Annotated in this window: 12 protein-coding genes; 8 read left to right on the forward strand and 4 right to left on the reverse strand. The window is 55.7% G+C overall.

What is annotated here, in order from left to right; translation table 11 throughout:
* Window positions 1-51 precede the first annotated feature (51 nt).
* The 5 genes from E3E51_RS00340 to E3E51_RS00360 all read left to right on the forward strand — a co-directional run bounded on the left by E3E51_RS00340 (window position 52) and on the right by E3E51_RS00360 (window position 6,222).
* Window positions 52-1,494, forward strand: coding sequence for an asparagine synthase-related protein (locus E3E51_RS00340; protein ID WP_167911178.1), 1,443 nt, complete (start codon window positions 52-54; stop codon window positions 1,492-1,494).
* A 143-nt stretch (window positions 1,495-1,637) separates the two neighbouring features.
* Entirely contained in the window at window positions 1,638-2,843 is a 1,206-nt protein-coding gene (locus E3E51_RS00345; protein ID WP_167911179.1) for a hypothetical protein, read from the forward strand.
* Window positions 2,844-2,881: 38 nt separating this feature from the next.
* A complete protein-coding gene (locus tag E3E51_RS00350; RefSeq protein WP_167911180.1) occupies window positions 2,882-3,910 on the forward strand; it encodes a glycosyltransferase family 4 protein in 1,029 nt (342 codons plus the stop codon).
* Between the two features lie 41 nt (window positions 3,911-3,951).
* A complete protein-coding gene (locus E3E51_RS00355; RefSeq protein WP_167911181.1) occupies window positions 3,952-4,971 on the forward strand; it encodes an L-threonylcarbamoyladenylate synthase in 1,020 nt (339 codons plus the stop codon).
* Window positions 4,972-5,043: 72 nt separating this feature from the next.
* The gene (locus E3E51_RS00360) at window positions 5,044-6,222 is read left to right on the forward strand and encodes a hypothetical protein (RefSeq protein ID WP_206204430.1); all 1,179 of its coding nucleotides are present in this window, start codon (window positions 5,044-5,046) and stop codon (window positions 6,220-6,222) included.
* Between the two features lie 16 nt (window positions 6,223-6,238).
* Here E3E51_RS00360 and E3E51_RS00365 read toward each other — a convergent pair whose 3' ends face one another.
* Entirely contained in the window at window positions 6,239-6,664 is a 426-nt protein-coding gene (locus E3E51_RS00365; RefSeq protein WP_167911633.1) for a hypothetical protein, read from the reverse strand.
* 80 nt (window positions 6,665-6,744) lie between these two features.
* Here E3E51_RS00365 and E3E51_RS00370 point away from each other — a divergent pair, with 80 nt between their 5' ends.
* From E3E51_RS00370 to E3E51_RS00380, 3 genes are all read left to right on the forward strand, one after another.
* Entirely contained in the window at window positions 6,745-7,461 is a 717-nt protein-coding gene (locus tag E3E51_RS00370) for a nucleotidyltransferase domain-containing protein (protein WP_167911182.1), read from the forward strand.
* 290 nt (window positions 7,462-7,751) lie between these two features.
* Complete coding sequence (locus tag E3E51_RS00375; protein WP_167911183.1) at window positions 7,752-7,922, forward strand: hypothetical protein; 171 nt, start codon at window positions 7,752-7,754, stop codon at window positions 7,920-7,922.
* Window positions 7,903-8,361 (forward strand): type II toxin-antitoxin system VapC family toxin, encoded by a 459-nt coding sequence (locus tag E3E51_RS00380; RefSeq protein ID WP_167911184.1) that lies wholly within the window; start codon window positions 7,903-7,905, stop codon window positions 8,359-8,361. Before E3E51_RS00375 ends, E3E51_RS00380 begins: the two co-directional genes overlap by 20 nt.
* Window positions 8,362-8,444: 83 nt before the next feature.
* On the opposite strand, the gene serS is transcribed toward E3E51_RS00380, so the two are convergent.
* The 3 genes from serS to E3E51_RS00395 form a co-directional block, all read right to left on the reverse strand.
* Complete coding sequence (gene serS / locus E3E51_RS00385) at window positions 8,445-9,809, reverse strand: serine--tRNA ligase (protein ID WP_167911634.1); 1,365 nt, start codon at window positions 9,807-9,809, stop codon at window positions 8,445-8,447.
* A gap of 72 nt (window positions 9,810-9,881) precedes the next feature.
* Complete coding sequence (gene glp / locus E3E51_RS00390; protein ID WP_167911185.1) at window positions 9,882-11,084, reverse strand: gephyrin-like molybdotransferase Glp; 1,203 nt, start codon at window positions 11,082-11,084, stop codon at window positions 9,882-9,884.
* 63 nt (window positions 11,085-11,147) lie between these two features.
* Window positions 11,148-11,300: a hypothetical protein gene (locus tag E3E51_RS00395; RefSeq protein ID WP_167911186.1), complete on the reverse strand. Its 153-nt coding sequence runs from the start codon at window positions 11,298-11,300 to the stop codon at window positions 11,148-11,150.
* Window positions 11,301-11,421: the final 121 nt, after the last annotated feature.

The following is an 11,421-nucleotide window of genomic DNA, read 5'->3' on the forward strand; positions in this document are numbered from 1 at the left end:
ATAAGGAAGAAGCCTTTTGGCATTGTACGTTCAAATCCGTACGGTGGGAGCATGTGCCTGATAGCCGGAGGAATAGGTGAGGGTTTAAGGGAGAGGTTCGCGAGGATGATACTCGCCGGAAAGCACAGGGGAGAGAACTCCTTCGGTGTGTGGACCGATACGGGAGTGCTCAAATCGGAGGACTTCTCGCGCGTTGCCGAGATTCCGGACGGGAGGGTTGGCCTCCTTCAGTGCCGGCTGGCGATGACGGGCTCGCCCGGCTACACCCAGCCATTCTACAACGACCTCGTCCTCGTCCACAACGGGGAAATATACAACCACACCCACCTGAGGGGTTACCTGGAGGGAAAGGGCGCCTCCTTCGAGACCGACGTCGACAGCGAGGTAATCCTCAGGCTCATCGAGCATCTGCTCGGGGAAGGGTTGCGCGTGGGGGAAGCCGTGAGAAAAGTCATGCTCATGCTTGAGGGCGATTACGCGGTGGCTTTCAGCGACGGGGAGAGGATATACCTCTTCCGCGACCCGGTTGGGATAAGGCCGCTCTACTACTCGCCGAGGGGTTTCTTCGCATCGGAGAAAAAGGTTCTCTGGGCGATAGGCGAGGAAGCGATTCCCGTGGAGCCCGGGGAACTCGTTGTAATCTCCCGGCAGGGCGTGGAGAGGAAGAGGGTTTTCACGCTCACGGAGCTGAAGGGGACAGCCCTAACGCAGAAGGGGGCAAAGCGCGCACTTTTGAGCGTCCTGGAGCACGCGGTGAGGGTTAGAACCGGGAAAAAAACCGGAGTCCTGTTCTCGGGGGGGCTGGACAGCTCACTCATAGCTCTGCTGGCGTCCCGCCACTCCAATGTCGTTCTGTATGCAGCGGGCGCCGAGGGCAGTCCCGACCTTGAGTGGGCCAGAAGGGCCAGCGAACTCCTTGGACTCCCCCTCAGGGAGTACGTTTTTGACCTGGATGACGTCCGCGAGGCCGTTTCCAGGGTGGTCTTCGCAATAGAGGAGCCGAACGCCATGAACCTGGCAATAGGCATCCCCCTGTACTTCGCCACGAGACTCGCCGGGGAAGAGGGATGCAGGCTCCTCCTGAGCGGACAGGGGGCGGATGAGCTGTTCGGCGGCTACGCGAAGTACCTCAAGAACCCGGCTCTGATGGAGAGTGACCTCCTCGAAATGGGGGAGAAGAACCTGGCCAGGGACGACAAGATAGCCATGCTCAACTCCGTCGAGGGGCGCGTGCCATTCCTCGACCTGGCGGTCGTATCCGTCGCCCTGAGAACACCGGCAGGCGCAAAGATTGAGAACGGAGTCAGAAAAGCTGTTCTCAGGAAGGCGGCCGTCGAGCTCGGCCTGCCAAAGGAGATAGCCGAGCGCGAGAAGAAGGCCGCCCAGTACGGAAGCCACGCTCAAAAGCTCCTCGAAAAGCTGGCGAAGATGGAAAACCTGACCCTGAGCGGGTACGCTCAAAAAGCCTTCAGAGAGGTTTTTAAACGCGAATAAACGTTTCTAAACGTCCGTTAATATTCCGGCCCTCGACGGGGGATTTTCGTCCCCCCATTCTCCTCGGCCCCGAACGGGGGCAAACGATTGCGTGAAAAAGGCTTAAATAAGCTTCTTCCCAATGTAGAAGCAGGTGAAAAGGCGTGATAGGGAAAAAAAGCCTTGTAATCTTCATCAGTCTTATCTTCATCCTGAGCTCCGCTCCCCTCCCGCGCGCGTCCGCGGAGAATGCCCGGCTGATCATCCTGGTCAGCGACAACGAGGCCGACTGGGCGATAGCCGGGAACGTGGCCGACCTCCTAGGGGCACATCTCATAGTCAGCCCCTGGGGCACCTACGACCCTGCGGTGAGCGCCGAGATACTCAGCGTCGAGCCGGAGAAGGTGATAATCGTGGGCGGCCCGGTGGCGATACCCGAGGAGTACACAAAGGATTTTGATGAGTTCGGAATCCCGTACGAGCGCTGGTACGGTGAAACCAGGTACGAGACGAACCTCGTGGTAATCCAGGCGCTCAAGGAGGAGTTCCCGGATGCCTTCGGGGAGATAGGAACCGTCGTCATAGCCAACGGACGCGATGCCCTGGCGATAGACGGCTACCTGGAGGCCATGAAGCTGAGACCCTACGAATTCGAAGGGAAGCCGATTCTCGTACTGACCGACGGGGGCAGGGAAAACGCAACGATAACCGCCCTGGAGCGCTTTACGCACGTATCTGAAGTCAAGTACGCGGCGACTTATTCTGGCCGGGAGGAGCCGATGTTCCCCCTGAATCGGGAAAAGATAGAAGCATGGATGAAGGGTCACTTAGCCTCCTACAACGAGGGCGACCTCGCCCAATCCCCCACGAGGGATGAAGTTTACTCCCTGCTCATCAACGTTCAGAACAAAACAAACCGCGCCGAAAAGCTGCTCGACGGTCTCAGAGTCCCCGATGCCAGAAGAAAGCTTGAGGAAGCGGAGAATGCCCTAAGCATGGCCTGGAACGCGTACAACTCAGGCGATTATTCCAAAGCGTACAGGCTCGCCATGATGGCGAGTTTCAACGCAGACTTCGTGGTATCGCGGGCGTACCGCGAGATGAGAACCGTGTATCAGGGACTGCCAAACATGCAGCTGCAGGCGGAGATTCATCAGTTTGAGGTTATGGCAAGGGTTCTTAAGAAGAAGGGCTACGACGTGGGCGAGCTTGAGTCCCTCATCAGCCAGGCGAAAGAGGCCCTACGGAAGGGCGAATACTCCATCCTCCTGAACGATTTGATTCCACAGATAAGGGATGCGCTGGCCGAACTCACCACCAAGAAACCCTCGCCTGGAACGCCCGGTGGAAGGCACAGAGGCAAACCATAATCCTTTTTAACGCCTCCCCTCCACTTTCTTCGGTTAAAATGCGGATTCTGATGGTAGGGCACTACCCACCCCACGGAGGGGGCGTCGCGAACCACCTGGACAACCTCGTGAGGGAGCTCAGGAAGCGCCACGAGGTCCACGTTCTCACCTACGGGCCGGTTGAGCCGAGACCCTTCGAGGCGGAGTTCGTCCATCAGGTCGCCGTCCCTCCTGTGTACGGAATCAGGGGAACGACCTTTGCCCTGCTGGGGGCAAAGAAAATATCCAGACTCCAGGGGAAATTTGACTTCGATTTGGTTCACGCCCACTTCGTTGGGACAACCAGCTACGCCGCAGTTCTGGCGAAAGGAAGGACAGGACTGCCCCTGGTAGTCACAGCGCACGGCAGTGACCTGGAACACACGGCAAAGCTGACCCTGGGGCGGTTCTACGTCAAGAGAACGCTGGCAGATGCAGATGCAGTCATAGCAGTCAGCCACTGGCTCGCGAAGAAGGCCGCATCCCTTGGTGCTGGAAGGGTCAGGGTCGTGCCCAACGGGGTGAGACCTCTCCAGCCCGCCGATGGAAGGAAGGGGTACATCACGTTCATCGGTGCGCTCAGGGGATACAAAAGCCCTGAGACCTTCGTAGAGCTGGCACGAGCCTTTCCGAACGAAAAATTTCTGGTCGTCGGCGACGGCCCCCTTAGAGGAAAGCTCCAGGAAATGGCGCCCCCGAACGTCGAGTTCACCGGCTACCGTCACGACGTTGGTGCGATACTGTCCAGGAGCAGGCTGCTTGTTCTGCCGTCCAAGAGGGAGGGCTTCGGGCTGGTCGTCCTGGAGGCCAACAGCCTGGGCGTCCCCGCGGTGGGGAGGCGCGTGAGCGCGATTCCGGAGCTTATACGCGAGGGGAAGAACGGTCTCACATTTGAGAGCTTCGATGAGCTTGTCGAGGCCGTGAAGAGACTCCTCGAACCAAGGTTCAACGCCAGGACGGGAATGCTGGGGAGGAAGATAGCCGGCTTGTACACGTGGAGTGCCGTCGCCCGGGAGGTCGAGGGGGTCTATGAAGAAATCGTCGGGTAACGTTTTTAACGGCCTCTTCTCGGTGAATCCTTGGTGGGAGAATGACGGTGGTAATCAACATGCGAGATGGGCTGGACGAGAGGAGGATGGAGATAGCCGCGAGGTTCATACTGGAGGGAAAGCTCGTCGCATTTCCCACCGAGACGGTGTACGGTCTCGGGGCGGATGCGCTCAACGAAAACGCCGTGAGGAGAATCTTTGAGGCGAAGGGACGCCCGGCAGACAATCCGCTCATAGTCCACATCGCAGAATTCAACGACCTGAAAAAGCTCACGAGGGAAGTTCCAAGGGAGGCAAGACTCCTAGCTGAGAAGTTCTGGCCGGGGCCCCTGACGATGGTTCTGCCCAAGGGAGAGGAGGTTCCCTACGTCACCACCGGCGGCCTCGACACCGTCGCGGTGAGGATGCCGGCGCATCCCGTAGCGCTCGCCCTCATAAGGGCCAGCACTCCGATCGCGGCGCCTTCGGCAAACATAAGCGGGAAGCCGAGCCCAACGCTGGCGGAGCACGTAATAGACGACTTCTACGGGAAAATCGAGTGCATAATCGATGGAGGCGAAACAAAGATCGGGGTCGAGTCCACGGTGATAGACCTCAGCTCGGAGAGGCCGACCCTCCTCCGGCCGGGGGGGCTGCCGCTTGAGGAGATAGAGAACGTCATAGGTGAGGTTGAGATACATCCGGCCGTCAGGGGCAAGCTGGTCGACGTCGCCCGTTCGCCGGGCATGAAGTACAAGCACTACTCGCCCAGCGCGCAGGTGATAGTGGTCGAGGGGAAGCGCGAAAACGTGAGGAGAAAGATAGGGGAGCTGGTGAAGGAGTACCGTTCCAGGGGACTGCGAGTTGGTGTCATGGCAACGGAGGAGTACGAGGCGGACGAGTTCTTCCACCTGGGGAAAACCGAGGAGGAGGTTGCTAGAAACCTCTTCAGGGCGCTCAGAGATCTCGACAAGAGAGATGTTGACGTGATAATCGCGGAGGGCATCGAGGAGAGGGGTCTCGGATTCGCGGTTATGAACCGACTGAGGAAGGCAGCGGGGTACAGAATAGTCTGGGCATAGACAATGCTTAAATATCCCGAGCCCTTAAATTTAGCCAGCAGGCCTGACTTGAATCATAACGAGGTGAGAAGTTTGCCGGCAAACATTGGGCTGGAAGGGCCGGAAGAGCTCGAACAGCTCGCCTTCAAAAGGCTCAATGAGGGAAAAATCAAGGACGGGCTCAAATTGGTCCTCCGCGCCGCAAAAGGCTATGAGGGGGAGGGCCGGAAAGAGGACGCCGCAAGGCTGTACCGGTATCTGGGGTACGTCCTTCTAAAAAAGACCAACTCCGTTGAGAAAGCCCGTCCATCCCTTCTGAAGAGTGCTTACCTGTATATCGACCTTATAGAGGAAGAGATTTCCCGTGCCGAGGTTGACCTCAACACTCTTGATGAATACTGCCTGAACGTCCTTGAGATTTTCATGACCCTGGAGGATGAAAAAAACCTGATGAAGTACGCTGGAGAGTTCGCTGCCATTTATGAAGATTTGGGAACCGCATACCAAGACAACGATGATATTTTCGACGCCATCAATGCCTACGAGTCCGCATACTGGTATTACAGGGTTATCGGCAATGAAGAGGCGTACAAACAGCTCGCCGGAATGCTTATCACACTCTACGGACAGCTGGCAGAGGAGTATCTGGGCGACGGAAAGATTGAGGATGCGGCAAATGCATTTTACAACCTCGCCAAGTTCACGTGGGCAATATTCGGCTACGACATTCACTTCATAGAGATGATGGATACTGCCGCCAAAAACTTTGAAAGGGCAAGCAAAATCGCGTACTCGGAGGGAGACTTGGACAGAACCACTACGAATCTGGTCAAGGCTCAGTACGCCTACCTGCTGGCCAAAAACTTCAACAGATCCAAGCTAATCGCAATAAACGCCGCTAGGATGCTCAACCAGCTGGTGAGCCATTACAGGTCAGAGGGCAAAGAGCAGTCTTTGATGAACAAACTGATCGAACTCTCCGAATCCCTCATTGGCATAGGTAAGTTCGAGGAGGCTTTTAACATCTACAAAAACCTGCTTGAGATAAAGAGCTCCGTTGAGTTTAGGGTCAGGGTAAGACTCGCGGTCATCAAGCATTTTGCGGCAACAGAGGGCCACCCAGATATCTTTGCCGGTATAACTGAACTCGAATATCAGATGTACAAGGGGAGATTCCCCAAGGCCCTAGAGTTATCCGAAAGGATAATGCTCCAGGAGGACCAGCTTAGCAAGCTCCTATCCATGATTCACAGGGCAGAAGGACTCTATTAAAATAAAAGTCAAACAGTCATCCTTTCTGCTGTACCTCCACCCTGGGAAGCGGTACATGGTAGGGCAGGCGCATCTCCTTGGCCAGAAGCATGAGTATCGGGGAGACTTCCTTCGTTATGAAGTTGACGACCTCTGCGAACATCAGCGAGTCAACCTTCTTTTCGTCCTCCCAGATGCCCAGTATCTCGTCTATCTTCTCCTTCTGCGGGGGAAGGTACAGCACCGCCCCCTCAACGAATCCCTCCGCAATTTTGGGGTTGTAGCTGATCGTGTACTTGAACAGAACCTCAACCCCGTTCATCTTTCCGGTCGGGGTTCTGAGCTCGCCCAGCCTGACCTCCGTGACCTGAGGTGTCAGCCTGACCTCAATCTGACCCACGGGCACCGCCTGAGCGACCTTCTCCATTCCGATTCTTGTTATGTTGAATCCCATCACAGGCATTTCTCCCACCACCAAGAACTCGGTCGGCACCTATAAAACGCTATCGGTAGGGCTTTAAACTTTCCCCCGAACTCCCTCAGATGCCGAGGGAAAAAGTCGTCAGGGTGTGGGACGAACGGGAAGTAATCTACTCCCCAAAGAGATGGCGCTACCTGCGGGAGAAAAGGGAGAAGGCGCTGAAGATAATGGAGCGCCTGAGCCAGTTTGACCCTCAGCTCTACGGCAGCGTCGCCAGGGGGGACGTCAGGCGGGAGAGCGATATAGACATCTTCATACCCTATCGGGTGCCGAGCTACCTCATCGAGCTGGCCCTTGAGGGACTGGTGAGCAGAAGGAAGATAGTCATGGCAACCCCGTGGCACCTCATAAAGGGCGTCATCGAGATAGACGAAGAAACGACGGTCACATTCCCTTTAATCGACCCTACAGACAGGGAGCTTGAGTTCTACCGGTGGGGAGGGGCGGTTGATCTGTGGGGCGTGGAAAAGAAGGAGCGCGTCCCAGGCGTCAATAAGAAGCTGATACTCATAGTCCCCACCGAGAGGGGGCACATCGAGAGGGAAGTCGTCGGGCGGGAGAGCGAGGTCGCCAGAATCCTCGGAGTCAGTGTGGACATCGTCACCGAGCGCGTCCACGTTCTGACGAGGAGGGACGCGATAGGAAGGACAGGAATCTACATCAACGAGGAAGTTCCCGACTGGATGAGCTTCGAGGAGGCCTTGAAGATAATCACCGACCGCGACCCGAACGTCAGGAGAAAGGTGAGGGAGAGGGGAGGGCTGTTTCATAAGTTGTAACTTTTGTAATTTTTGTGGGTTGTTGTTTTCCGTAATTTTTAAATATTCTTGGGTTTTATTTTGGGGTGGTGTGGCAGTCTCCGGTATGTGGGGTTTTTAAGCCCGAACGGGGACTGCTGAAAAGCCTGAAGATGTGGGGAGTCACCGTTCCCCCCGAAAGCCACCCAATGAAGACGGAAGGGTGGAAGGTTATCCGCTACGATTGGTTCACAAGCTCCAAAAATAGCGGATAACCAGAACGGTTTAGCAACCCTTATATGGTTCGGCGAGAAGATTGATACGGTGAGAACGTGGAGACCGTTAATGTGAGGGTCCCAAAGGAATTCGAGAAAAAGGTTAAGGCCTACCTTCAGGAACTCGAGAAACGAAGGGAGATTCTAAAAAAGACCGCGGGGATACTAAAAACGGAAAAATCGGCCACTGAACTTAAGGTGGAAATCTATGAAGAGCTTTATGGTTGATTCAACGGTTTTCGTTGAGCATTTAAAGGGGAATCCCACTGCCACGGACATCCTTGAAGCCCTTATCGAAGAGAGTGTAGCCGGGTACATAAACGAAACCGTTGCGTCCGAAGTTGTTTTTATATACCTAAAGCTCAAAACCGGCAAAAGTTTCAGAACGCTGAAGAAAAAGCCAGAACTTGTTAGGACAGTTCAAAAAGGGCCAGTTTACGGGCTTCTCTCGCTCTTCAGATTCCTTGAAACAAATGAGTTCGTCTTCTCCCTGTCTAAAAAGCTTATTGAAAAATACGGCCTTCTTCCCAACGATGCCATCATCGGCGCAACGGCCATTTTCTACAACCTTGATGGGATAATAACCCTTGACAAAGACTTTGCCGAAATGGCTCAGAACGAGAACCTTTTGATTGTGTCTTCAAAAGAGGAACTGCTGAACCTCTAATGGACAGCACACAGTACAACCCTTTATAAACCCTTGTACTGTGTACGGTACAAGAACCGGGGAAAAGGTGAGAGACGAAAGGCTCACTCACAACAGCGCTCCTTCATGCTCGCCGGCAGAATCTCCTTGAAACCCGTGTACTTCCAGAGGGCCTTCGGAAGCTTCACGACGCCCTCTTCCGTCTGGTGGTTCTCAAGGATGGCAACGATTGCCCTGGAGGTCGCGATAGCAGTCGAGTTGAGCGTGTGGACGAACTTGGGCTTCTCGTGGGTCTTGTCGCGGTAGCGGATGTTAAGCCTCCTCGCCTGCCACTCGGTGCAGTTGCTCGCGCTTACGACCTCCCTGAACTTGCCCTGGCCCGCCATCCAGGCCTCGATGTCGTACTTCTTGGCGGCGACATAGCCCAGATCGCCGGTGCAGATGTTCACGACCCTGTAGGGAATCTCAAGCTCCCGGAATATTTCCTCCGCGTTGGCTATGAGCTTCTCGTGCCATTCCCAGCTCTCCTCCGGGCGGGAATAGACGAACTGCTCGACCTTGTGGAACTGGTGAACGCGGAAGATTCCCTTCGTGTCTTTTCCTGCAGTTCCAGCCTCCTTGCGGAAGCAGGGGCTTATTCCGACGTAGAGGAGCGGCAAGTCCTTCCCCTCGATTATCTCGTTGGCGTGAAGGCCCGCCAGGGGGTGCTCGGCCGTCGGGATTAGGTACAGGTCTTCACCCTCCACCTTGTAGATGACGTCCTCGAAGTCGCCGAAGCTCGTGACGCCCTCCTCAACAAAGCGACGCACCATGTAGGGCGGTATGACGGGGACGAAGCCCTTCTCTATGAGCCTGTCGAGGGCGAAGCGGAGCAAAGCAAGGTCGAGGATGACCAGCTCGTTCATGAGATAGTAAAAGCGCGCACCGCTGACCTTCGCGGCCCTCTCAAGGTCGGCACCGCGGAGGAGTTCAAGCATATCGACGTGGAGCCTCGGTCTCCAGCTCAGAACCTCGTAGTCCATCTTCCCGAGGCTCTGCTCCTTGAAGCTCTCAAGGAAGCCCTCCCAAACTCTCGCCTTGCCCCAGAACCTTATCGGGACGTTCTCGCTGTCGTCCTTGCCGACGGGAACGCTCTCGTGGGTGATGTTCGGGAGACGCCAGAGGTAGTAGTCTATCTTCTTCCTCAGCTCCTCGACTTCCTTCTCAAGCCCCTCGATCTGCTCCACTATCTCGTTGCTTTTAGCCAGCAGATCGTCTATTGGTTCGCCCGCCTTTTTGCGCTTGCCTATCTGAACGGCAAGCTGGTTGCGCTCCTTCCTGAGCTGGTTTATTCGCTTGAGGTTCTCGCGCCACTTCCTGTCGAGTTCGAGAATTTCGTCTATCCACCCGAGCTTTTCGGTTTCGCCCCTCTTGATGAGGTCCTTTCTGACAATATCGGGATTTTCACGGATGAGCTTTATGTCCAGCATCGCCAACACCTGGGGAAAGAAGGTGAAGGAGTTTAAAAAAGGTTTTGATGGGAGATTTGGCGGGGCGACAACTCAGCCGAAGAACGTAACTTCAACCTCCTCGCCGGCCTCCAGTATCTCAACGTTCTCAGGAACCTCGATGAAACCGTCAGCGTCCACGAAGCTCGTGACCGCTCCGCTCCCCTTGAGTATCGGCACCGCTTTTTCATCCTCTACCTTGACCGGGAGGAACTGCCTCCTGCCCTTGACGGAAAAGACCTTGTGAGCGAGCCTCTTTTTGACCTTCCTAACCTCGCTCTCCCTTCCCAGGAGTTTTCTAAGGAGCGGGGCGACGAGAAGGGTGAAGTTCGTCAGGCAGCTTGTGGGGTAGCCTGGCAGGCCAAAGACGGGCTTTCCATTGATCAGGCCGATTATCGTCGGCTTACCCGGCTGAATCGCTATGCCGTGAATCTTCACCTCCCCGAGCTCCTCGATTATCGAGCTGGTCAGGTCCCTTATTCCCCCACTCGCGCCGCCGCTGAGGATTACCATGTCGCAGCACTCGATTCCCTTTTCGATGAGCGCCTTGAGGCTCTCGCGGTCGTCCCTGGCTATGCCGAGGAAGAGAGCCTCGCCTCCGAGCTCCCTGACCGCGTCCGCTATTGCGCGGCCGTTTATGTCGTATATCTGACCGTATCTCAGCTCCCTCCCGGGGAGAACCACTTCGTTCCCCGTGCTTATCACGGCAACCCTGGGCTTTCTGAATACGGGAACCTCGGCGATTCCAACGGCCGAGAGAAGTGCGGTGTCCTTGAAGGTCAGCCGGGTTCCGCGTTTGAGGAGGGTCTTTCCTTGGGGGATGTCAGCTCCGGCCTTCATGACGCCCAAGCCCGGATAGGCCGGCTTGTAGATGATGACCTCCTCCCCTTCCCTGTCCACGTCCTCAAACTGCACCACCGCATCGGCACCCTCGGGCAGGGGTGCGCCGGTGGAGATGTAAACGCTCTCACCGGGTTTGAGCTCCACCGCTGGCGTGTCCCCAGCGTTTATCTCCCCGACGACCTTCAGTCTAATCGGCTCGCTCTCGCCCGCCATGAACGTGTCTTCAGCCCTTACGGCGTAGCCGTCAACCGTGGCGCGGTCGAAGGGCGGGACGTTTATCGGCGAGGTCACGTCTTCAGCCAAAACCCTGCCCAGTGCTTCGCCCAGGGGAACGCTTTCGATTTCCGGCTCCATCGGGAATGAGTCTATGACATCGAGGGCCTTCTCCAGGGGAACGACCTTCAGGAACGCCATTTTATCACCTGGAGAAAAGAGAACACCGTTCTATAAATGGGTTGCGTAAAAGAAAACGTTTAACTACCACTCATCCTCATCTTCCCAGTCTTCCTCTTCCCACTCCTCTTCCCAGTCCTCATCCTCCCAGTCCTCTTCGAGTTCCCACTCCCTCTCTTCCTCGAAGAGCTCCTCCTCAAACTCCTCGACCTTCTTCTTTTTCTTAGGAGGCTGCATCCGTATCCCCCTTTCTACTTGCCGATAATGGCTTATAAACTTTTTTCCACAGAATCAAAGCCGTTCACGGCCAAAATCTTTGATTAGAACGGTTAGAAAGGTTTTTAATTGTGGAGACGTA

The sequence above is a fragment of the Thermococcus sp. 21S7 genome (genome assembly GCF_012027615.1).
Taxonomy (GTDB): Archaea; Methanobacteriota_B; Thermococci; order Thermococcales; family Thermococcaceae; genus Thermococcus.